The sequence below is a fragment of the Streptomyces sp. NPDC058371 genome (genome assembly GCF_042723265.1).
Lineage (GTDB): Bacteria > Actinomycetota > Actinomycetes > Streptomycetales > Streptomycetaceae > Streptomyces.
The window spans coordinates 23014-45456 of record NZ_JBHXJC010000016.1 but is presented as its reverse complement, the minus strand read 5'-3'; the positions used below and the strand labels follow the sequence as shown (position 1 = coordinate 45456).

Sequence of the window (22443 nt, the reverse complement as noted above, 5' to 3'; positions counted from 1 at the left end):
GGCGGTCGGCGCACTCACGGTGGCGGGGGGGGGGGGGGGGGGGAGACAGAAAGCTTTTCTAGACCCCGCCCCTCCCCCCCGCCCCCCTCCCCCCCTCCCGCCAGCACCCCCCCCAACCCCCCTTCACCCCCCCCCCACCCCCCAACCCCCTCCCCGCGCCCCCCCCCCCCCCCCCCCCCCAACCCCCCCCCCCCCCCCCCCGCCACCGGTTGTCCACAGGCCGCACCTTGTCCACAGGCTTCCCGCCCGCCTATTGACGCAGCCTCTAACAATTGTCACATTCATCAGTGTCAAGTTACGAGCGCGTACGGCGATCGGCGTGGGACGGACGGTGGCATGAGCTCAGCAGTGGCCTCATCAGTGGACTCACCGGGGGCGGCCGGACTCTCCGCGGAGTTGCGGGGCTTCAGGGAGGTGCAGCGCCTCGCGTACGAGTGTGCGGAGGCGGTCGCGGCGCAGCTGAAGCCGGGCGTGACCGAGCGCGAGGCGGCGCGCATGCAGCGCGAGTGGCTGGGCGAGCGCGGGGTGCGGGACTGGTTCCATCTGCCCTTCGCCTGGTTCGGCGACCGCACGGCGTTCGTGAACTTCCGGATACCGCTGCAGTTCTTCCCCACCAACCGGCGCCTGGAAGCGGGCATGCCGTTCATCCTCGACATGGCCCCGGTCTACAAGGGCTTCACCGCGGACATCGGCTACTCGGGCTCCCTGGGCCTGAATCCTCTCCAGGACAAGCTGCTCGCCGACCTGGAGGCGCACCGCGAGCTGATCCTGCGCGAGGTGCGTGAGCGCCGCCCGCTGCGCGAGATCTACGAGGACGTGGACCGCCTCATGGTCCGCCAGGGCTACGCGAACCGGCATCGCGCTTACCCGTTCGGTGTGATCGCCCACAAGGTGGGCCGGGTGAAGGAACGCCCTTGGTCGCCGCATCTGTTCGGGTTCGGCACGCAGTCCCTGAAGGGGCTGGCGAGCGATGCGCTCCACGGGCACCGCGACGGCTGGTCGCCGCTGTGGTCGCCGTACAAATTCTCCGACCACCCGCCCCGGCCGGGGCTGTGGGCGGTCGAGCCGCACCTCGGGTTCCGGGGCACGGGCGCGAAGTTCGAGGAGATCCTGGTCGTCACCGACTCCAAGGACCCCGAACAGAGCGCGTTCTGGCTGGACGACGATCTGCCGCATGTGCGGCGCTGGGCGGAGGGCGTGTGATGGCGGGGCTGGCAGGGGCGCGGGAGCGCTGGGTGCGGACGGGCGGGGTCGAGCTGTGCGTCGCCGAGCTGGGCGACGAGAGCCGGCCCACGGTGGTGCTCGTGCACGGCTATCCGGACTCCAAGGAGGTGTGGTCCGAGGTCGCGGTGCGGCTCGCCGAGCGCTTCCACGTGGTGCTCTACGACGTGCGCGGACACGGCAGGTCGTCGGCGCCGCAGCCGCTGCGTGGCGGGTTCACGCTGGAGAAGCTGACGGACGACTTCCTGGCCGTCGTGGAAGCGGTCAGCCCCGACGAGCCGGTGCACCTGGTGGGACACGACTGGGGTTCGGTGCAGTCCTGGGAGTTCGTCACGGTCGAGCGCACGGAGGGCCGCATCGCGTCCTTCACGTCGATGTCGGGGCCGTCGCTTGACCACTTCGGGCACTGGATCAAGCAGCGCGTGAAGCGGCCCACCCCGCGCAGGGTGGGCCAGCTACTCGGCCAGGGCGCCAAGTCCTGGTACGTGTACCTGCTGCATACCCCCGTCCTGCCCGAGCTCGCCTGGCGCGGACCGCTCGGCAAGCGCTGGCCGAAGATCCTGCAGCGCGTCGAGAAGGTGCCGGCGGACGGCTATCCGACCCCGTCGCTGCCCTCGGACGCGGCGCACGGCGCCTGGCTGTACCGGGACAACGTGCGGGCGCGGCTGAGCAGGCCCCGCGCCGACGCGTACGCACACGCGCCCGTGCAGCTCATCACGCCGCTGGGGGACGCGTTTCTCTCCGAGCGGCTGTACGACGGGCTGGAGACGTGGGCGCCGCAGCTGGTGCGCCGCACGCTCCCGGCCAAGCACTGGATCCCGCGCACGCGCCCTGACCAACTGGCCTCCTGGATCACCGAGTTCGTGACGGCGAACGAGGGCCGCGGAGGCGGCGTGCCCGCGCTCGGCACGGGGGCCACCGGCAAGTACGCCGACCGGTTCGGCGGGCAGCTCGTGCTCGTCACCGGCGCGGGCAGCGGCATCGGACGGGCCACCGCCTTCGCGTTCGCCGAGGCCGGCGCGCGCGTGGTGGCCGTCGACCGGGACGCGGAGGGTGCCGCCCGTACGGCGGAGATGTCCCGGCTGATCGGCTCCCCCGAGGCCTGGGCGGAGACGGTCGACGTCTCCGACGAGCAGGCCATGGAGAAGCTCGCCGAGAAGGTCGCCACCGAGTACGGGGTGGTGGACGTGTTGGTGAACAACGCGGGGATCGGCCTGTCGGGCTCCTTCTTCGACACGACGGCGGAGGACTGGAAGAAGGTCCTCGACGTCAATCTGTGGGGCGTGATCCACGGCTGCCGGCTCTTCGGGAAGCAGATGGCCGAACGCGGACAGGGCGGCCACATCGTCAACACCGCGTCGGCCGCCGCGTACCAGCCCTCGAAGGCGCTGCCCGCCTACAGCACATCCAAGGCCGCGGTGCTGATGCTCAGCGAGTGCCTGCGCGCGGAGCTCGCCGGACAGGGCATCGGTGTCTCGGCGATCTGCCCCGGCTTCGTCAACACGAACATCACCGCCACCGCGCGCTTCGCGGGGGTCGACGCGACCGAGGAGAAGCGGCGCCAGAAGAAGTCGGCGCGTCTGTACGGGCTGCGCAACTATCCGCCGGAGAAGGTCGCCGACGCGATCCTGCGCGCGGTGGTCCGCAACCAGGCCGTCGTCCCCGTGACACCCGAGGCACGCGGCGCCCACCTCATGTCCCGCTTCACACCGAAGGCGCTGCGCGCGATCGCCCGACTGGAGCCGCCGCTGTGAGCGACCAGCAGCCCGCGGGCTCCCAGGAGCACTACGCGATCAGTCCGCGCCGGGTGGCCTTCGACTGGGAGCGCACCCCGCTGCACTGGATTCCGGACGAGCCCACCGCGACCCATGTCATCAATGTGCTGCATCTGCTGCTGCCGGCGGGGGAGCGGTGGTTCGTGAAGGTCTTCAGGGAGGGCCTCCGGCTGGTCGACGACCCCGAACTCCTCAAGGACGTCAAGGGGTTCATGGGCCAGGAGGCCACACACAGCGTGCAGCACGCGTACGTGCTGGACCATCTGGCGGCCCAGCACCTCGACACCGCCGGCTTCACCAAATACGTCGACTTCCTCTTCGAGAAGCTGCTCGGTGAGCAGCCGCCGCTTGGGGCGCCGGTCCCGCGGGCGGAGTGGCTGCGCTTCCGGCTGTCGGTGGTGGCGGCGATCGAGCAGTTCACGGCGGTGCTCGGCAACTGGGTGCTGGCTGCCGAGGGCCTGGACCGCGCCGGGGCCGACGAGGTCATGCTCGACCTGCTGCGCTGGCACGGCGCGGAGGAGGTCGAGCACCGCGCGGTCGCCTTCGACATGTACCAGCACTGCGGCGGCGAGGGCCTGCCCCGGTACGCGCGCCGGGTGGCCGGCATGGCGGTCACGGCACCGGTGATGCTCTATCTGTGGGCCTGGGGCGCGGCCTACCTCATCCGCCACGACCCCCAGCTCCCGGGCCGGCCGCGCTACTCGCTCGCCGCCCACAACAGAGCGGTGCGCAGCGGCCTGTTGCCCAGCTGGCGGGAGCTCGGGTCGGCGATACCCCGCTATCTGCGCCGGTCGTACCACCCCTCGCGAGAAGGGTCGCTGCGCGCGGCCGTGGAGTATCTGGCACGGTCGCCCGCCGCGCGGTCGGCGGCCGGGGCGATCGGGCGGGCGGCCATCGCGTAGGGCGGTGGGAAGAGCAGGCGAGCGAACGACAGCGGAGGGCAGGGAAAGTGGACGGCGAGCCGGCCGGTATCGCGTACCGGATCGAGGACCTGGCGCACCACAGCGGTGCCACGGTCCGGACGATCCGCGCCTATCAGGACCGCGGGCTGCTCCCCCGCCCGGAGCGGCAGGGCCGGGCGAACGTGTACTCGGACACACATCTGGCCCGGCTGCGCCGGATCGCCGGCCTGCTGGACCGCGGCTACACCCTGGCGTCGATCAAGGAGCTCCTGGAGGCCTGGGACGCGGGTCGGGGTCTCGGCGGTGTGCTCGGGCTGGTCGCCGAGGTCGACGGGCCCTGGACGGACGAGGAGGCCACGCGGATCTCGCGGGCGGAGCTGGCCGAGCGGTTCGGCGGCGGCCCGGACGACGCGGCGGTGGCCGACGCCGTCGAGCTGGGGGTACTCGAGCGCGTCCCGGGCCAGGACGACCTGTACGTCGTGCCGAGCCCCCAAGAGCTGGCTGTGGCAGTGGAGTTGCACGGCGCCGGGGTTCCGCTGTCCGCGATCTCCTCGCATCTGCGGGAGTTGAGGGGGCAGGTGGAGCACATCGCCTCGCGCTTCCTGGAGTTCACGACCGAGCACGTCTTCGCGCGCTATCTGGGCGAGCACCCGCCGACCGACGCGGACGCGGCTGAAGCGGCCTCACTCGTACGCCGGCTGCGCCCGCTCGCACAGCAGACGGTGGACGCCGAACTGGCCCGTGCGATGCGCCTGTTCGCCACCCGGCACCTGCGTCAGCACCTGGGGGCGGAGCAGTCGCCGGAGCACCCGTGGGAGTCGTTCGATGTGACGATTCCGGCAGCCACACTGCGGGCCGTGGAAGGGCTGGTTGGCACCGACCAGGCGGCCGCCTTCATCGCTGCCGCCGCCGAACGGGAGGTACAGAAAAGGACGTTGGATCAACTGGCAGTAAATCACCGCGAGACAGCCGAACTTGACGAAACCACCTAAATCGTACGCCACTTGTCCACAGAATCGCCAATTCCCCTGTGGATAACCGGACTTGGTTGTGGATCAAACCTCCGGACCAAAATCAAATGCGTGATCAGCGTCTCGCCAGGCACCCTGGCGGGATGGAAGAACCGATCGATGAAAGACGCACCGTGAAGGTGTCGAAGTACCTCTCGAAACATCTGCGGCATCAGCCGGAGCGGATCGGGCTCACGCTCGGGGAGGGCGGCTGGGTCGAGATCGACACGCTGATCGCCGCAGCCGCCGCGCACGGCTTCCGGTTCAGCCGCGCCGAACTGGACCACGTGGTCGCCACCAACGACAAACGGCGCTTCGCGATCGAGGGCACCCGGATCCGCGCCAGCCAGGGCCACTCGGTCGACGTCGACCTCGGACTGCCCCCGGCGACCCCGCCCGCGTACCTGTACCACGGCACCGTGTCCCACAGCCTGGACGCGATCCGCGCCGAAGGCCTCCGTGCCATGAACCGGCACGACGTGCACCTCTCGGCCGACCGCGAGACCGCCACCCGCGTGGGCGCCCGCCGCGGCCGCCCGGTCGTCCTCTCCGTCGACGCGGCCGCCATGCACCGCGACGGCCACGTCTTCCGCGTCAGCGCGAACGGGGTGTGGCTCACGGCCGCCGTACCCCCTGGGTATCTGCGGTTTCCTGGCCCGCACTGACTGGGCGCCCGCGGTTTCCCGGTCCGCATTGACCGCGTGCGAGGGGACCGCGTGTGGCCGCGTGCGACGGGGCCGCGTGTGGCCGCGTGCGCGGGGGCGGGGGTGCCCGGCGGATCCCGCCCGGTGCATGATCAACGTCATGGAGCACCTGCCCAGCACCGAGGCCGCCGTCACCGCCCTCCGCGCGATAGCCGACGAGTACGCCCTCGAGATCGAGGTCAGCCACGACGTCGGCGCCGACCAGACGTCCCGTCGCAGCGCGGCGGGGGTGGGCGTGACCACCGACCCGGACGGCTCGCTGCCGCACGAGGCCTTCGCGGAGTTCGGTGGACTGCCCCGGGTCAGCGTGCGGCTCTACCCGGACGACGACGCGCTGATCACCGTCGAGGGCATCGAGTGCCCCGACATCCCCCGCGACGACGTCCCCGCCTTTCTGCGGTCCGTCTTCGGCGGCCTCGCGTATGTGAAGGCGCGCCGCTTCCCGCCCGGCTACCGCCTGGTCGTTCCGCTGCCCGGCGACCGGACGCACAAGGAGTACGTCCCGATGATCCTCCTCAGCCCATGGCTGAGCGGGCGCGTGCGCTGACGGTTCCGTTGCCCGTGGCTGGGCGGGCGCGTGCGCCGACCGTTCCAGCCCGTGGCTGGGCAACCGCGTGCGCCGACCGTTCCAGCCCGGCGCTGAGCAGCTACGTGCGCCGACCATTCCGCAGCCCATGGCTGCGCGGCCGCGTGCGCCGACCGTTCCGTCCTGCGTTTAGGCTCGATGGCATGAGTTTGCGTCTGAGCACCGTGATCCTGCCGTACCGCCGCTGGCACGAGGGTGGCCGTTCCGCCTGGCAGCGCGCAGAGCAGCTCGGGTTCCACACCGCGTTCACGTACGACCACCTGTCGTGGCGGACCTTCCGGGACGGCCCGTGGTTCGGCGCCGTACCGACGCTGACCGCCGCGGCCGCCGTCACCGACCGCCTCCGTCTCGGCACACTGGTGACCTCGCCGAACTTCCGGCACCCGGTGACCCTCGCCAAGGAACTGATCTCCCTCGACGACATCTCGAACGGCCGGATCACGCTCGGCATCGGCGCGGGCGGCACCGGCTTCGACGCCACGGCGCTGGGCCAGGAGCCGTGGACGCCGCGCGAGCGGGCCGACCGCTTCGGCGAGTTCGTTCCGCTGCTCGACCGCCTCCTCACCGAGGACGGCACGGAGGGCGTCACGTACGACGGCTCCTTCTACTCGGCGCACGAGGCCCGCAACATCCCCGGCTGCGTGCAGCGGCCCCGGCTGCCCTTCGCCGTGGCAGCGACCGGTCCGCGCGGGCTGAAGCTCGCCGCCCGCCACGGCCAGGCGTGGGTGACGACCGGCGACCCGAAGCTGTACGAGAACGGCACTTCTGAACAGTCGGTTCAAGCCATTCGCGGACAGCTCGAGAAGCTGGGCACGGCCTGTGCGGAGGCCGGCCGGGACGTGGCCGACCTGGACAAGATCCTGCTCACCGGGTTCACCCCGGACCGTGCCCGTCCGCTGGAGTCCCTCGACGCCTTCGTCGACTTCGCCGGCCGGCACGCGGCCCTGGGGATCACCGATATCGTGATCCACTGGCCCATCCCGGACTCGGACTTCGCGACCGACGAGAAGATCTTCGAGCAGATCGCCATGGAGGCGCCGGCCCAGTTGGCGTGAGCCGGCCGGCAGCCGCCGACAGCGAGGCGTAACGGCGCTGGTGGGGACGGTAATCACTCACCCGTGCGGACCGCCGCACACACGTGCGCGCATATGCGGGAGAATGGCCGACGTGACCTCAGCGACTCGACGGCCCGAGACCCCGGCCTCCACCGTTCCTACCCGGCTGATCGCCACGGATCTCGACGGCACTCTGCTGCGCGACGACAAGACGGTGTCGAAGCGCACGATCGCCGCTCTCGCCGCCGCCGAGCAGGCGGGCATCGAAGTCTTCTTCGTCACCGGTCGCCCGGCCCGCTGGATGGATGTGGTCAGCGACCACGTCCACGGTCACGGCCTGGCGATCTGCGGCAACGGAGCCGCCGTGGTCGACCTGCACGGCGGCCCCGGCGCCCACCGCTTCGTCAAGATCCGCGAACTGGAGCCCCGGACCGCGCTCGACGTCATCCAGCTGCTGCGGTCCGCCGCCCCCGGCACCGTCTGCGCCGTCGAGCGCACCTACGGCCTCCACCTCGAACCGGGCTACCCGTCGCTGCACATGGAGCCCCCGGAGATCGTCGCGCCGGCCGAGGACCTGCTCGCGGAGGACGGCCTCGACGCCGACCAGCCGGTGCTCAAGGTGCTCGCGTACCACCACGAGCTCGCCCCGGACGACTTCCTCACCGTGGCCCGGCAGGCCATCGGCGACCGGGCCAACGTCACCCGGTCCAGCCCGAGCGCCCTGCTGGAGATCAGCGGCCCCGGCGTCTCCAAGGCGAGCACACTCGCGCTGTGCTGCGCCGAGCGCGGCATCTCCCACGAGGAGGTCGTCGCCTTCGGGGACATGCCGAACGACGTCGAGATGCTCACCTGGGCGGGCCAGTCGTACGCCATGGGCAACGCCCACCCCGCCGTGATCGCCGCGGCCTCCGGCCGAACGGTCGCCAACAACGAGGACGGGGTGGCGGTCGTGATCGAACGGATCCTGGCGGAGCGGTTCTAGCCCTTCTAGCGGGTCCGGCCGAACCGGGGGTTCCAGCAGGCCCAGGCCGTCCCAGCGGTCGTAGTCGTCGCAGCGGTCAGCGCCGTCGTGCCGGAGTCACAGCTCGACCCCGTGCTCGGCCAGCCACGGCACCGGGTCGACAGCCGTGCCCATGTCCGGCGTGACCCGCACCTCGAAGTGCAGGTGCGGGCCCGTCGAGTTGCCGCTCGTGCCCGACTGCCCGATCCACTGCCCGGGCGAGACCTGCTCCCCCTGATCGACGGTGACCGCCGCGAGATGCGCGTACTGCGTGCAGTAGCCGTTCACGTGCTTGACCACGATCTCGATGCCGAACGGTCCGCCGCACGACACCCGCACCACACGCCCCGCCGCGACCGACCGCACCGGCGTCCCGATGGGCACCGCGAAGTCCTGCCCCGTGTGCCGGTTCGCCCAGCGTTCGCCGCCGCTGCCGAAGCTCGCGGAGAGCTCGTACGACTCCACCGGGGCGACCCATGCCCGCGTGGAGCGCGTTCCGGGCTGGTCGAGCTGCACGGCGCCGCGGCAGGATCCCGCCGCCACCGAGGCATCGGCCTGCCCCTGGAGCGTGGACCGCGCCTCGTCGAGTTTCGCCTCGATCGTCTGTTTCACCTCGGCGAGTTCCCCGTTGCGCTTCTCCAGCGCCTGCCACTCCGCCGCGGCCTTGGCCTCGTCCGCGGCGAGCCTGGCCTCCGCACGCCGGCTCTTGGACACGGCGTTGTTGACCGCGAGATCCGCCTGCCAGACGGCACGTTGGCCCCGCATCAGCTCCTCGGGACTGTCCGCGAGCAGCATCTGTGCGGTGTACGGGAGCCCGCCTCCCTGGCGGTACTGGGCCCGCGCGATCCGGCCGAGGTCCCCGTGCAGCACCCCGATCTCCTGCCGTTCCCGGGCGAGGAGCTCCTCGGCCCGCTGGGCCCGGGCGCGCTGGGCGACGGCCTCCCGCCGGCCGTCCTCGTACTGTCGCGTCGCCACGGAGACGTCCTCGTACAGCCGCGCCACCTGTGCGCTGATGCCGGGTACGTCCCCGGATTCGCCGTCGGCGGTCGTGGGCCCGGCCGCGAGGACCGCGAGTGCGCACAGCGGCGCCGACACGAGCAGGGGACGGCGGCGAAGTGGGCGCATGCCTGCGATCGTGTCCCGCCCCGGTGCCCGCGGTCCTGTTCTGGTCGTACGCCTGGGGGATCGGTCGCCACGAATGGACCACCCGGCTCGGCCGAACAGGGGCCTGCTCCGGGCGTGTTGACCGCGGATCCGCAGGTGCCTGCTATGTGCGACGTTCACGAGCGGGCCAACTTGGAGGTCGTGCCGGGCACGTCAGGCCGGCCGAGCGCCCGCCCGAGGTCGGGTGGGGCACACGAGGTCACGTCAGCGCACGAAGTCACGTCAGCGCACGAGGCCGCGTCGCCGCGCGGGGCCCGCGTCCGATCAGCAGGGCGCCTGCCACACCACCGTCGTACCGCCGCCGTCCTCGCCGATGCCCGGCCCGTACCAACTGTCGCCGCCCAGTGACTCGGCACGCCGCTTGAGGTTCTTCAGTCCGCTGCGCCGGCCGCCGTCGGGGATGCCCACACCGTCGTCCGCGACGGTGAGCCGTACGCCCTCGCTGCCGTCCGACAGGACGACCGTCGCGTCGACGACGACCTCGATGCGGCAGGCCCCGGCGTGACGGAAGGCGTTCGAGAGGGCCTCGCGCAGGGCGGCGATCAGGTTCTTGCCGGTCAGCTCGCCGACCGCCGTGTCCACGGGTCCGACGAAGTCGTGCGCGGGCTTGAACCCGAGCGGTACGGCGGCCATGTTGATCTCACGCAGGACGCGGGTGCGCAGCCCGGACGGCACCTCGGACGGCCCCTGTTGCAGGGCGAAGATGGCGGTACGGATCTCCTGGATGGTGACGTCGAGTTCGTCGACCGCCTTGCCGACGCCCTGCTGCACTTCCGGCGCGAGCGACCGCCGCTGGGCGCTCTCCAGCATCATCCCGGTCGCGAACAGCCGCTGGATGACGAGATCGTGCAGGTCACGGGCGATCCGGTCACGGTCCTCATAGACGGCGAGCCGCTCCCGGTCGCGCTGCGCCTCGGCCATCATCAGTGCCAGCGCGGCCTGTGAGGCGAACTGGGTGGCCAGGGTGCGCTCGGACTCCGTGAACGGCCGGGCCCCGCGCTCGCGGGGCGTGACGAGCGCGCCGAGGACCCGGCCGCCGCTCTGCAGGGGCAGCATCATGACGGGCCCGTAGGCGCGGGCGAGGTCGGTGAGCATGCGCGGGTCGGTGGCCGCCTCCTCGACGAACACCGCTCCGCCGTCCAGGAGTTCACCGATGAGCTCGCTCTCCGGCGGGATGACGACGCCGAGCGCCCGGGACGGCTGCGGCGAGGCCACGGCGACGATCTCCAGGCCACCCTCGTCGGCGGGCAACAGCACGATCCCGGCCGCCGACCCCGCGAGGCGCCGGGCCTGTTCGGCCACCACTTGGAGGGCGTCCTCGGCATCGCCGCCCGAGAGGAGCGCGGTGGTGACGGCCACCGAGCCGTCGATCCAGTGCTCACGCTGCTTGGCGGCCTCGTACAGACGGGCGTTGCCGACGGCGATGCCCGCCTCCATGGCGAGCACTCGGAGCATGTTGAGGTCGTAGTCGCTGAACGTGCCGCCGCCCCGCTTCTCGGTCACGTACAGATTCCCGAAGATCTCCCCCTGCACGCGAATCGGAACGCCGAGGAAACTGCGCATCGGGGGGTGGTGGTCGGGGAAGCCGCAGGAGCGCGGGTCGTCCGCGAGATTTGCGAGCCGCAGGGCCACCGGGTCGTGGATGAGGGCGCCGAGCAGCCCCTTGTGCCCGTCCGGCAGCCGGCCGATCAGCCCCGCTGTCCGCCCGCCCACCCCCTGGTAGACGAAGTCGGCGAGCCCCTCACCGTCCGCGGCGACGACGCCGATCGCCGCGTAGCGCGCCTCCGCCAGCTCGGCCGCGGTCTCGCAGATCCGGTCCAGCGTGGAGTGCAGTTCCAGGCCGGATCCAACGGACCGCACCGCCTCCAGCAACTGCGGCACCCGCGCGGTCAGTTCCGCGGACATCCCCGGGCCGGGACTCCGGTGCACCCGTGCCGTCGCGTTCGGAGCGCGGTCGGGCCCGGGGGAGGCGGGGGGTGCTGACATGCCTAGAGCGTAGTTAGTCCCTTTTGTTACGGAAAGTCGATCTCGCCCCTCGGACCCCTGCCCCGCCATCTCGGCCTCCGCCAACGGACGGAACCGGCTCAGCTGCCCGGTCACCCAGACGGCAGTCCCCTAGCGCCCCACCACCTCCACCGCTCGCGTCGCCGGCACCGCTCCTACCGCCCCCACGAGCGCCTCCCCCTCGGCCTCGCGTTCCCGCATCTCCCGCAGCGGGCCGTCGACGGCGACCAGCTCCGCGTACGGGCCCCGCTGCACCACCCGCCCGTCCGCCAGGACGATCACCTCGTCCACCGCGTCCAGCCCGGCGAGGCGGTGCGTGATCAGCAGCGTCGTACGGCCGGCGGTGGCGGTGAGCAGGTCGGAGGTGAGCGCGTCGGCGGTCGGCAGGTCGAGATGCTCCGCGGGCTCGTCCAGCACGAGGACGGGGAAGTCGGCGAGCAGAGCACGGGCGAGGGCGAGCCGCTGCCGCTGACCGCCGGACAGCCGCGCGCCGTGTTCGCCGATCAACGTATCGAGCCCGTCGGGCAACCCGTCAGCCCAGTCGAGCAGCCGGGCCCGCGCGAGCGCGTCACGCAGCTCGGCCTCCGTGGCGTCCTTCCGGGCCAGCAGCAGGTTCTCGCGCACGGAACTGTCGAAGAGGTGCGCGTCCTGGGCGCACAGCCCGACGAACCGCCGTACGTCGTCACCGTCCATCGCGTACGCGTCCACGCCGCCCAGCGTGTACGTGCCGGCGTCCGCGTCCAGGAACCGCAGCAGCACCTGCGCCAGCGTCGTCTTGCCGGATCCGGAGGGCCCGACCACGGCCACCCTGCGGCCCTGTTCCAGGGTCAGTTCGAGCCCGGCGAGCGCGTCCCGGTGCTGCCCGGTGTGGCGGGCGGAGAGCCCGGCCACCCGCACCGGGAACGGCGACGCGGGCGCCGGCTGCGGCCGCTCCGGTTCCCGTACGGGCTCGGGGGCGTCCAGCACCTCGTACACGCGCTCCGCGCTCCTGCGCACCCGCTGCCGGTACTGGACGGCGAGCGGCAGTCCCAGAACGGCCTCGAAGGCGGCCAGCGGGGTGAGGACGACGACGGCCATCGTCACGCCGCCCAGCCGCCCGCCGGCGACCGCCTGGGCTCCCACGAGTGCGGTGGCGGTGACGGTCAGCCCGGACACGAGCGCGGTCAGCCCGTCGCCGAGCGCGGTGGCGGTGGCGGCGCGCGAGGCGATGCGCGTGAGGACGGTGTCGGCGCGGCGCGTCTCGGAGATACGGTCGGGCAGCGCCCCCGCGACCGTCGACTCGGCCGTCCCGGTGAGCAGATCGGCCACCCGCGTCGCCAGCACACCGCGTGCGGGAGCCAGCCTGCGTTCCGCGCGACGCGCCACGGCGCCGGTCACGAGGGGGACGCCCACCCCGGCGGCGAGCAGTCCGACGGCCAGCACGGCACCGGCCTCGGGCAGCAGCCACGCCGTGAAGCCGACGGAGACGGCGGACACGACGAGCGCGGCACCGGCGGGCAGCAGCCACCGCAGCCAGTAGTCCTGCAACGCGTCCACGTCGGCGACGAGCCGCGACAGGAGGTCACCGCGCCGGGTCGTGCGCAGCCCCGCGGGCGCCAGCCGCTCCAGACGCCGGTACACGGCGACCCGGGTGTCGGCCAGCATGCGCAGTACGGCGTCGTGCGACACGAGCCGCTCCGCGTACCGGAAGACGGCCCGTCCGATCCCGAACGTCCGCGTGGCCGTCACGGCGACCATCAGATACAGCACCGGCGGCTGCTGCGAGGCTCGCGAGATCAGCCATCCGGAGGTCGCCATCAGCCCGACGGCGCAGCCGAGCGCGAGGCTCCCGAGGAGCAGCGCCATCGCGAGACGGCCACGCCAGGCCCGGCCCATGGCCCGGACCCGCGCGAGCACACCCCCGCGCCCCTGCCCGGACCGCGCCGGCTCCCCTCGCCGGGCCGCCGGTTCGTCCGCCACTTCTTCGAGCCGCTGCACGTGTCCGGCCGCGGAAGCGACAGAAGAGGCGCCCACGACGGGCACTCCGGGCTCAAGGCGCACCACCCGGTCGGCCACGTCCAGCAACGCGGGCCGGTGGACGACCAGGAGCACCGTCCGCCCCACCGCGAGCCGCCGGACCGCGTCCACGACCTCGGCCTCCGTCGCACCGTCCAGCGCGGCTGTCGGCTCGTCGAGGAGCAGGACCGGCCGGTCCGCGAGGAACGCCCGGGCCAGGGCGAGCCGTTGCCGCTGACCGGCCGAGAGCCCGGCCCCGTCCTCGCCGAGAACCGTGCCGACACCGTCGGGCAGTGCATCGACGAACTCCAGCGCCCCAGCGTCGGCGAGCGCCCTCCGTACCGCCGCGTCGTCCGCGTCGGGCCGCGCCAGTCGTACGTTCTCGGCGATCGATCCGGCGTACAGATGGGGCCGCTGCGGCACCCAGGCGATCCGTGAGCGCCACTGCACCAGGTCGGCCGCGGCGAGATCCACTCCCCCGATCCGCACCCGGCCCGCGGTCGGCTCCACGAACCCGAGCAGGACGTTCAGGAGCGTCGACTTGCCCACGCCGCTCGGGCCGACCAGGGCCACCGTCTCGCCCCGCCCGACCGTGAAGGACACGTCCGCCACCGCGTCCGAGGACCGCCCGTCGTACCGCACGGTCACCTCCTCGACGCTGATCCGTCCCTCCGGCAGGGCGAGTGAGCCGGACACCGGCATGGGAGTCTCCAGCACCGTGAAGATCTCCTCGGCGGCGGCGAGTCCCTCCGCGGCGGCGTGGTACTGCGCCCCCACCTGCCGCAGCGGCAGATATGCCTCGGGGGCGAGGACGAGGATGACCAGCCCCACGTACAGATCCATCTCGCCGTGCACGAGCCGCATGCCGATGGTCACCGCGACCAGCGCGACCGAGATCGTGGCGAGCAGCTCCAGCGCGAAGGACGACAGAAAGGCGATCCGCAGCGTCCGCATGGTCGCCTGGCGGTACTCACCGGTGATGCGCCGGATCGACTCGGCCTGCACCTTGGCCCGGCCGAACACCTTCAGCGTCGGCAGCCCTGCGACCACATCGAGAAAGTGTCCCGAGAGCCGGGAGAGCAGCTGCCACTGACGGTCCATCTGGGACCGCGTGACCCAGCCGATCAGGACCATGAAGAGCGGGATCAGCGGCAGGGTGCCGACGATGATCGCCGCCGACACCCAGTCCTCGGTGACGATCCGCGCGAGCACCGCCACGGGCACGACCACCGCGAGCCCCAACTGGGGCAGATAGCGCGAGAAGTAGTCATCGAGGGCGTCGACGCCCCGAGTGGCAAGGGCGACCAGCGAACCCGTCCGCTGCCCACTCAGCCACCCCGGACCGAGCTGCGCCGCGCGCTCCAGCAGGCGCCCCCGCAACTCCGACTTCACGGCGGCGCTTGCCCGATGAGCGGCCAGCTCGGTGAGCCACGCGACCACCGCCCGCCCTACGGCGACGACCGCCAACAACACGAGAGGGGTGCGCAGTTCACCGACCGACAGGCCGTGCTGGAACGCGCCCACCACCACCTCGGCGATGAGCATCGCCTGCGCGATGACCAGCGCCGCTCCGACAACCCCCAGGCCGACGACCACCGCGAGGAAGAGGCGGGTGGCGCGGGCGTACCGGAGCAGGCGCGGGTCGATCGGTTTCACGTGAAACACACCCTCGATTCCATGGGCGCGATCCGGAGGAAACGCACCCTTCGGTCATGGGGCATGTTTCACGTGAAACATGCCCCTCGATGCGACGGACTCAGTGCACGGCTTCCGCGATGTGCTGCGTACCGATCCGCTTGCGGAACACCCAGTAGGTCCACGACTGGTAGAGCAGGACGATCGGCGTGGCGATCCCTGCGCACCAGGTCATGATCTTCAGGGTGTAGGGGCTCGACGAGGCGTTGGTGACCGTGAGGTTCCAGTCGCCATTGAGCGAGGACGGCATGACGTTCGGGAAGAGCGACAGGAAGAGCATCGCCACAGCCGCCACGATGGTGAGCCCCGAGAGCGCGAACGCCCAGCCCTCACGGCCGGCCTTGACCGCCACCAGAGCCGCGACCAGCGCGACCACGGCCACCACCAGCGCCACCAGAGACTCGCCGTCACCGTTCTCCACCTGCGTCCAGAGCAGGAAGAGCAGCGCCAACACGGCGGCTGCCAGACCGACTTGGAGCGCCAGCTTCCCCGACCGCACCCGGATGTCCCCGACGGTCTTCAACCCGACGAAGACCGCCCCGTGGAAGGTGAACAGGGTCAGCGTGACCAGCCCGCCCAGAATCGCGTACGGGTTGAGCAGGTCCCAGAAGTTGCCCACGTAGTTGAAGTTCTCGTCGATCTTCACCCCGCGCACGATGTTGCCGAAGGCCACACCCCACAGGACTGCCGGGATCAGCGAGGCCCAGAAGATCGCGTTCTCCCAGTTGCGCTGCCAGTTCTCCTCGTCCCGCTTCGCCCGGTACTCGAAGGCGACCCCGCGCACGATCAGGCAGACCAGGATGATCAGCAGCGGCAGGTAGAAGCCGGAGAAGAGCGTGGCGTACCACTCGGGGAAGGCGGCGAAGGTGGCGCCGCCCGCGGTGAGCAGCCACACCTCGTTGCCGTCCCAGACGGGACCGATCGTGTTGATCAGCACCCGCTTCTCGATGCGGTTGCGGGCCAGCAGCTTGGTGAGCACACCGACCCCGAAGTCGAAGCCCTCCAGGAAGAAGTAGCCGATCCAGAGGACCGCGATGAGTACGAACCAGACGTCGTGAAGTTCCATGACTCAGCAGCTCCCTGGGCCTAGTAGGAGAAGGCCATCGGCTTGTCGGCGTCACGGGAGTCGCCGCCGATCCTGGTGGGCGGGTTGAGGTCGGAGTCCGTGAGCTCGGGCGGTCCGGCCTTGACGTACTTCGCGAGCAGCCTGACCTCCACGACGGCGAGAATCGCGTAGAGGGACGTGAAGACGAGCATCGAGGTGAGGACCTCACCCTGCGAGACCGTGGGGGAGACCGCGTCCCGGGTCTGCAGTACGCCGTAGACGACCCATGGCTGGCGGCCCATCTCCGTGAAGATCCAGCCCCAGGAGTTGGCGATCAGCGGGAACGCCAGGGTCCAGATCGCGATGAGCCAGTACCACTTGGTGAGCGTCGGGCCGAGGGCCTTGTTCTTGAAGAGGACCAGATGCGGCACTTCGTCGTCGCCGACCCGCAGGTGCTGCGGCAGCATGAACTTCTTGCGGGTCAGCCAGAGTCCGACCAGGCCGATGGCGAAGGACGCCATGCCGAAGCCGATCATCCAGCGGAACGCCCAGAAGGTGACGGGGATGATGGGCCGGTAGTCGCCAGGACCGTACTTCGCCTGCTCGGCCTTGTTGGTGTCGTTGATGCCGGGAACGTACGAACTGAAGTCGTCGTCGGCGAGGAACGACAGTATCCCCGGGATCGACAGCTCGACGGAGTTGTGGCCCTTGCTCACGTCCCCGTAGGCGAAGACCGAGAACGGTGCGGAGTCCTGTCCGTTCCACAGCGCCTCGGCCGAGGCCATCTTCATCGGCTGCTGCTTGAACATGACCTTGCCGAGGGTGTCACCGCTGACCGCGGTGAGCAGACCGGCGATGGTGACGGTGACCAGCCCCAGTCGCAGCGAGGTCTTCATCACGGGGACGTGGTTCTTGCGGACCAGATGGAAGGCCGCGATGCCGACCATGAAGGCGCCGCCGGTCAGGAACGACGCGGTGAGCGTGTGGAAGGCCTGGGCGAGCGCGGTGTTCTGCGTCAGCACATGCCAGAAGTCGGTGAGCTCGGCCCGCCCCTTCGCCTTGTTGATCTTGTAGCCGACAGGGTGCTGCATCCAGGAGTTGGCGGCGAGGATGAAGTACGCCGACAGGATCGTGCCGATCGAGACCATCCACATACAGGCGAGGTGGATCTTCTTCGGCAGCTTGTCCCAGCCGAAGATCCACAGCCCGATGAAGGTCGACTCGAAGAAGAACGCGATCAGGGCCTCGAAGGCCAGCGGAGCCCCGAAGATGTCACCGACGAAGCGCGAGTAGTCGGACCAGTTCATACCGAACTGGAACTCCTGCACGATTCCGGTGACGACACCCATCGCGATGTTGATCAGGAAGAGCTTGCCCCAGAACTTGGTGGCCCTGAGGAACTTCTCGTTCTCCGTACGCACCCAGGCCGTCTGCAGGCCGGCGGTGAGCGCGGCGAGCGAGATCGTCAGGGGAACGAAGAGGAAGTGGTAGACGGTGGTGATTCCGAACTGCCAGCGCGCCAAGGTCTCCGGCGCCAGAGCCATCTCCACGTCGTCAGTCTCCTTACATCGCCGTGGTTACAGCGGCAGCTTGTCCCATATGTCACACCCATTACGGGAGCAAACGGGACACGCTTGTGAACGCGTTCACATTCACAAGCAATTATGACGCATGCCCGTTCGAGCCGTGCGGGGTGGGGGGTACTTAAGCGGAAACCGGCCGCTTCTGGCCCGAAGTGGCCGGTCGACCCCCTTGGCAAGGACTTCAACATCTTGTTGAATCCGCCGCATGCAGATACGGATCTCCTGGCCCGCGGGTCATCTCACCGCGGCCCTCGACGACACCCCGACCGCCCGGATCCTCGCCAAGGCACTGCCGCTCGTCTCCACGGCGCGCACCTGGGGCGAGGAGGTCTACTTCGACACCGGCGTCTCCGCCACCCTCGAGGACGGCGCCCAACAGGTCGTGGAACCGGGCACGGTGGCCTTCTGGACCGACGGCGACGCCCTGGCCCTCCCCTACGGACCCACACCGGTCTCGCAGGGCGACGAGTGCCGCCTCGCGAGCCCCTGCAACGTGCTGGGCCGCGTGGACGGCGACCCGCGTGTCCTGGCAACCGTCCGCGACGGCGACCCCGTACGCCTCGAAGCGCTGGAGCCGTAGCCGAAGCGGTGGAACCGGAGCGGAAACGGTGGAGCCGTGGCCGAGACGGTGAAGCCGTGGCGGACTCCCGGGCCGGGGTGTCCTCCCGCCGGCGACCGAACCGGCCCGGGGACACCCGGGCCCCTCAGGTGATCAGAGCTCCTTGCGGAACCCCTCCGCCACCTTCAGGAAGATGTCGTTCGCCTCCGTCTCGCCGATCGTCGCCCGCATGCCCTCGCCAGGGAACGGCCGTACGACGACCCCGTGCTGCTCACAGGCCGCGGCGAAGTCGAGCGTGCGCTCCCCCAGCCGCAGCCATACGAAGTTGGCCTGCGTCTCGGGCACAGTCCAGCCCTGGTCGCGCAGCGTCTCGACCACGCGCCGGCGCTCGCACACCAGCGAACCGACCCGGCCGAGCAGCTCGTCCTCGGCTTGCAGCGAGGCGATCGCCGCTTCCTGCGCGAGCTGGCTGACGCCGAAGGGGACGGCCGTCTTGCGCAGCGCCGCGGCCACCGGCTCGTGGGCGATCGCGAAGCCGACCCTGAGGCCCGCGAGGCCGTACGCCTTCGAGAAGGTGCGCAGCACACAGACGTTGGGCCGCTCGCGGTAGATCTCGACGCCGTCCGGCACCTCGGGGTCGCGGATGAACTCGCGGTAGGCCTCGTCGAGGACCACCAGCACGTCGCCCGGCACCCGGTCGAGGAAACGCTCCAGCTCGGCCCGGCGCACCACGGTGCCGGTCGGGTTGTTGGGATTGCACACGAAGATCAGCCGGGTCCGGTCGGTGATCGCGTCCGCCATCGCGTCGAGATCGTGCACATCGCCCGGCGTCAGCGGCACCTGTACCGAGGTCGCCCCACTGACCTGCGAGATGATCGGGTACGCCTCGAAGGAACGCCAGGCGTAGATGATCTCGTCACCGGGACCGCTGGTGGACTGCACCAGCTGCTGCGCGACCCCGACCGAGCCGGTGCCGGTGGCCAGGTGCGAGACGGGCACGCCGAAGCGGTTCGCCAGCTCGTTCATCAGGCCGGTGCAGGCCATGTCCGGGTAGCGGTTGAAGTACCCCGCGGCCGCGGTCACCCGCTCCATCACGCCGGGCAGCGGCGGATACGGGTTCTCGTTGGAGGACAGCTTGTACGCCACCGGACCCTCGGCCGCGGCGGGCTTGCCGGGCTTGTAGGTGGGGATACCCTCCAGCTCGGCTCGCAGCTTGGGGCTCATCTCGCTCACCGCAGTCCTCCTCGTGACCACCACCGGCTCATCTCAGCCACCGGCTACCAATGCTTCTTACCTTATGAGGATTCGGCGCCGCTGCGAATGGCTGTGGACCGCCGCTCTGCATACGACGGGGCATCCCGGCACGAAGTCACACGAGGCGTACGAAACGGGGGGCGCGCCGTCCGTTTTGGCGCGCGCCGGTGGCTCACGCCGTAGCGCGCGTCCCTCGTGAAGGTGAGTTGAGACCTCTTCGAAACATGGCCGCCTTGGCAGGCTCATGCGTGTCGACAAGTCACGTAGTGCCATCGAAATACCCAACTGACTTCGTTTCAAAGGCAGTTGACGGTCTTCGACCATGCAGAAACGTGCCTGTCAACGAGTGAATATGCGTCCGCACTACCCCACCGGAAGAGCCCTACTATCGGCTCGCCATGACAGCAGCAGGGAAGCACCAGGTGAGCCGGGCGGAGACCTCCCGCCGAGGCGGTCGGCCGGGCCGAGCGGGCATCAGAGACGTCGCCGCCGCCGCCGGAGTCTCCATCACGACCGTCTCCGACGCCCTCAACGGCAAGGGCAGGCTCCCGGACGCCACCCGACGCCATGTCCGCGAGGTCGCCGACCGGCTGGGCTACCGCCCGTCCGCCGCGGCCCGAACGCTCCGTACCGGCAAGTCAGGGCTGATCGGCCTGACAGTGACGACGTACGGGGATGAACCTTTCACCTTCACCGAGTTCGCCTACTTCGCGGAGATGGCCAGAGCCGCCACCTCCGCCGCTCTCGCCCGGGGCTACGCCCTGGTCATCCTCCCCGCGACCTCGCGCCACGACGTGTGGTCGAACGTCGCCCTGGACGGCACCGTGGTCATCGATCCGTCCGACCAGGACCCGGTCGTCAGTGAGCTCGTCCGCCAGGGCTTACCGGTCGTCTCCGACGGCCGCCCCGCCGGCTCGCTCCCGGTGACCGCCTGGGTGGACAACGACCACGAGGCCGCGGTCCTGGGCATCCTCGAACACCTGGCCGACGCCGGCGCCCGCCGGATCGGCCTCCTCACCGGCACCACCACGGACACGTACACCCACCTCTCCACCACCGCGTATCTGCGCTGGTGCGAGCGGGTCGGCCAGGATCCGGTGTACGAGGCCTACCCGGCGCACGATCCGTGCGCGGGAGCCGTCGCCGCCGACCGGCTGCTCGCCCGGCCCGACCGCCCCGACGCCGTCTACGGGCTCTTCGACCCGAACGGCACCGACCTGCTGGCGGCGGCCCGGCGCTACGGCCTCCGCGTACCGGACGACCTCCTGCTCGTCTGCTGCAGCGAGTCGACCGTCTACGCCAACACCGAGCCCCCCGTCACCACGCTCTCCCTCAAACCGCGCCGGATCGGCACGGCCGTGGTGCAACTCCTCATCGACGCCATCGAGGGCGTCGAGTCGGAACAGACGGTCGAGCAGGTGATACCGACGGAGCTGATCGTGCGCACTTCGTCCGAGCGACGCCCGCCGCGCACGACCGTCAGCCCACCGCGGTCACCGGAAGAGGGGTAATTCACAGACGGCCGGCGCCTGTGTCCGGTGGGGAAAGCCCCGCCCAATTCGGGCGAAAACCACGGTGAACCGGGGTCCTCCTCCGATTCACCACCCCTGGGTCATCACATGGCGCGATCCGCATTCCTATGATGGGCGGACGACACCGCGGGCCGCTGCGACCAGGCAGTCCGATGCGGTGCAGATGCGGCGCGATGGTGGAGGGGTCGATGACTCAGGGGGCCGGTCAGGGACCCGAGGCGGTGCGCACGGCGACGCTGCGCGACTTCCGGGTACCCGCATACGTCCACGAGACCGGTCCGTACGCGCAGAGCACACCCCCCGAAGAGGGTGGGGCGTCCGCCTCGGAACCGGCGGACTACACGCCGACCCAGCGCGATCTGCCCGTCATCAACCGGGGCGACACGCTGCAGGTCGCCGTGGATCCGTCGGCCGTGCCCGACCCGTCGGCCACGGGCGGCCCCGGCCCCCTGTACGTCGTCGGCGATGTGCACGGCTATCTCGACCAGCTCGTCGGCGCGCTCCAGGAGCAGGGCATCCTCGACGCGGCGGCCAACTGGTCCGCGGGCACCGCGCGGTTGTGGTTCCTCGGCGACTTCACCGACCGCGGCCCGGACGGCATCGGCGTCATCGACCTCGTGATGCGGCTGTCCGCCGAGGCCGCCGCGGCCGGCGGCTACTGCAAGGCCCTCATGGGCAACCACGAACTGCTGCTGCTCGGCGCCAAACGGTTCGGCGACACCCCCGTCAACTCCGGCGCGGGCACCGCCACCTTCCAGGCCGCGTGGCTGCTCAACGGCGGCCAGAAGACCGACATGGAGCGTCTTCAGGACCACCACCTGCAGTGGATGGCCCGTCTGGACGCCATGGAGATCGCCGACGGCCACCTCCTGGTCCACTCGGACACCACCGCCTATCTGGACTACGGCGACTCCATCGAAGCGGTCAACGACACGGTCCGCGAGACCCTCACCCGCAATGACGCCGACGAGTGCTGGGACCTCTTCCGCAAGTTCACCAAGCGCTTCGCCTTCCGTGACGACGGCGGCGCCGAGGCCGTCCGTTCCCTCCTCGACGTCTACGGCGGTACGCGCATCGTCCACGGTCACAGCCCCATCCCGTACCTCCTGGGCGAGGTCGGCTCGGAGGACGGCGAGGACAGCTCGGGCCCCGTGGTCGAGGGACCGCACGTCTACGCCGACGGGCTCGCCATCGCCATGGACGGCGGAGTGACCATGGCCGGAAAGCTACTGGTCCAGCAACTTCCCTTGGGTATCTGAGCGTTCATCGGGCAGGCGTCCCGCCGAAGGACGGCCCCGGCGCAGGCGGCAAATTCTGGAAACCCCCTGTCACCGTGTGCCGTCCCGGCTCTACCATCGG

Annotated in this window: 17 protein-coding genes; 11 read left to right on the top strand and 6 right to left on the bottom strand. The window is 70.7% G+C overall.

The genetic code is table 11. The features are described from left to right. Positions 1–336: 336 nt before the first annotated feature. The 8 genes from ACFWM2_RS33720 (at position 337) to ACFWM2_RS33685 (ending at position 8235) form a co-directional block, all read left to right on the top strand. Positions 337–1203, top strand: a complete 867-nt coding sequence (locus tag ACFWM2_RS33720; protein WP_383287869.1) for a M24 family metallopeptidase — start codon at positions 337–339, stop codon at positions 1201–1203. Then, positions 1203–2975, top strand: coding sequence for an SDR family oxidoreductase (locus tag ACFWM2_RS33715; protein ID WP_383287867.1), 1773 nt, complete (start codon positions 1203–1205; stop codon positions 2973–2975). The genes ACFWM2_RS33720 and ACFWM2_RS33715 overlap by 1 nt, the downstream gene beginning before the upstream one ends. Further along, positions 2972–3898, top strand: a complete 927-nt coding sequence (locus ACFWM2_RS33710) for a metal-dependent hydrolase (protein ID WP_383287865.1) — start codon at positions 2972–2974, stop codon at positions 3896–3898. Before ACFWM2_RS33715 ends, ACFWM2_RS33710 begins: the two co-directional genes overlap by 4 nt. A 47-nt stretch (positions 3899–3945) precedes the next feature. Next, positions 3946–4890, top strand: coding sequence for a MerR family transcriptional regulator (locus ACFWM2_RS33705; RefSeq protein ID WP_383287863.1), 945 nt, complete (start codon positions 3946–3948; stop codon positions 4888–4890). Between the two features lie 122 nt (positions 4891–5012). Next, the gene (locus ACFWM2_RS33700; protein WP_383287861.1) at positions 5013–5573 is read left to right on the top strand and encodes an RNA 2'-phosphotransferase; all 561 of its coding nucleotides are present in this window, start codon (positions 5013–5015) and stop codon (positions 5571–5573) included. A 127-nt stretch (positions 5574–5700) separates the two neighbouring features. Beyond that, the gene (locus tag ACFWM2_RS33695; protein WP_383287859.1) at positions 5701–6159 is read left to right on the top strand and encodes a hypothetical protein; all 459 of its coding nucleotides are present in this window, start codon (positions 5701–5703) and stop codon (positions 6157–6159) included. Positions 6160–6341: 182 nt separating this feature from the next. Further along, a complete protein-coding gene (locus ACFWM2_RS33690; RefSeq protein WP_383287858.1) occupies positions 6342–7253 on the top strand; it encodes an LLM class flavin-dependent oxidoreductase in 912 nt (303 codons plus the stop codon). 112 nt (positions 7254–7365) lie between these two features. Beyond that, positions 7366–8235, top strand: a complete 870-nt coding sequence (locus ACFWM2_RS33685; protein ID WP_383287856.1) for a Cof-type HAD-IIB family hydrolase — start codon at positions 7366–7368, stop codon at positions 8233–8235. Between the two features lie 96 nt (positions 8236–8331). Here ACFWM2_RS33685 and ACFWM2_RS33680 read toward each other — a convergent pair whose 3' ends face one another. The 5 genes from ACFWM2_RS33680 to ACFWM2_RS33660 form a co-directional block, all read right to left on the bottom strand. Further along, a complete protein-coding gene (locus tag ACFWM2_RS33680) occupies positions 8332–9378 on the bottom strand; it encodes a M23 family metallopeptidase (protein ID WP_383287854.1) in 1047 nt (348 codons plus the stop codon). 303 nt (positions 9379–9681) lie between these two features. Continuing rightward, positions 9682–11403: a GAF domain-containing sensor histidine kinase gene (locus ACFWM2_RS33675; protein ID WP_383287852.1), complete on the bottom strand. Its 1722-nt coding sequence runs from the start codon at positions 11401–11403 to the stop codon at positions 9682–9684. 129 nt (positions 11404–11532) lie between these two features. Beyond that, positions 11533–15081, bottom strand: coding sequence for a thiol reductant ABC exporter subunit CydD (cydD, locus tag ACFWM2_RS33670; protein WP_383287850.1), 3549 nt, complete (start codon positions 15079–15081; stop codon positions 11533–11535). 91 nt (positions 15082–15172) lie between these two features. Then, positions 15173–16177, bottom strand: coding sequence for a cytochrome d ubiquinol oxidase subunit II (gene cydB, locus ACFWM2_RS33665; protein WP_383287848.1), 1005 nt, complete (start codon positions 16175–16177; stop codon positions 15173–15175). Positions 16178–16197: 20 nt separating this feature from the next. Continuing rightward, positions 16198–17706 (bottom strand): cytochrome ubiquinol oxidase subunit I, encoded by a 1509-nt coding sequence (locus ACFWM2_RS33660; RefSeq protein ID WP_383287846.1) that lies wholly within the window; start codon positions 17704–17706, stop codon positions 16198–16200. A gap of 238 nt (positions 17707–17944) precedes the next feature. On the opposite strand from ACFWM2_RS33660, the gene ACFWM2_RS33655 reads away from it, so the two are divergent. Further along, positions 17945–18319, top strand: a complete 375-nt coding sequence (locus tag ACFWM2_RS33655) for a cyclophilin-like fold protein (protein ID WP_383287844.1) — start codon at positions 17945–17947, stop codon at positions 18317–18319. A 132-nt stretch (positions 18320–18451) separates the two neighbouring features. Here ACFWM2_RS33655 and hisC read toward each other — a convergent pair whose 3' ends face one another. Next, the gene (gene hisC, locus ACFWM2_RS33650) at positions 18452–19531 is read right to left on the bottom strand and encodes a histidinol-phosphate transaminase (RefSeq protein ID WP_383287842.1); all 1080 of its coding nucleotides are present in this window, start codon (positions 19529–19531) and stop codon (positions 18452–18454) included. A 419-nt stretch (positions 19532–19950) separates the two neighbouring features. Between hisC and ACFWM2_RS33645 the strand changes: the two genes are divergently transcribed. Both ACFWM2_RS33645 and ACFWM2_RS33640 read left to right on the top strand, forming a co-directional pair. Further along, positions 19951–21063, top strand: a complete 1113-nt coding sequence (locus ACFWM2_RS33645) for a LacI family DNA-binding transcriptional regulator (RefSeq protein WP_383287840.1) — start codon at positions 19951–19953, stop codon at positions 21061–21063. 209 nt (positions 21064–21272) lie between these two features. Further along, on the top strand, positions 21273–22343 hold the full coding sequence (locus ACFWM2_RS33640) for a metallophosphoesterase (RefSeq protein WP_383287838.1): 1071 nt from the start codon (positions 21273–21275) through the stop codon (positions 22341–22343). The last annotated feature ends 100 nt before the right edge of the window (positions 22344–22443 follow it).

Bases quoted from the DNA above. Each gene is read 5' to 3' on its own strand.
- ACFWM2_RS33695 (WP_383287859.1), top strand. From the start codon at position 5,701: ATGATCAACGTCATGGAGCACCTGCCCAGCACCGAGGCCGCCGTCACC.
- ACFWM2_RS33700 (WP_383287861.1), top strand. From the start codon at position 5,013: ATGGAAGAACCGATCGATGAAAGACGCACCGTGAAGGTGTCGAAGTAC.
- ACFWM2_RS33640 (WP_383287838.1), top strand. From the start codon at position 21,273: ATGACTCAGGGGGCCGGTCAGGGACCCGAGGCGGTGCGCACGGCGACG.
- ACFWM2_RS33655 (WP_383287844.1), top strand. From the start codon at position 17,945: ATGCAGATACGGATCTCCTGGCCCGCGGGTCATCTCACCGCGGCCCTC.
- cydB (WP_383287848.1), bottom strand. From the start codon at position 16,177: ATGGAACTTCACGACGTCTGGTTCGTACTCATCGCGGTCCTCTGGATC.
- ACFWM2_RS33715 (WP_383287867.1), top strand. From the start codon at position 1,203: ATGGCGGGGCTGGCAGGGGCGCGGGAGCGCTGGGTGCGGACGGGCGGG.
- ACFWM2_RS33675 (WP_383287852.1), bottom strand. From the start codon at position 11,403: ATGTCAGCACCCCCCGCCTCCCCCGGGCCCGACCGCGCTCCGAACGCG.
- ACFWM2_RS33690 (WP_383287858.1), top strand. From the start codon at position 6,342: ATGAGTTTGCGTCTGAGCACCGTGATCCTGCCGTACCGCCGCTGGCAC.
- ACFWM2_RS33680 (WP_383287854.1), bottom strand. From the start codon at position 9,378: ATGCGCCCACTTCGCCGCCGTCCCCTGCTCGTGTCGGCGCCGCTGTGC.
- ACFWM2_RS33645 (WP_383287840.1), top strand. From the start codon at position 19,951: ATGACAGCAGCAGGGAAGCACCAGGTGAGCCGGGCGGAGACCTCCCGC.
- ACFWM2_RS33720 (WP_383287869.1), top strand. From the start codon at position 337: ATGAGCTCAGCAGTGGCCTCATCAGTGGACTCACCGGGGGCGGCCGGA.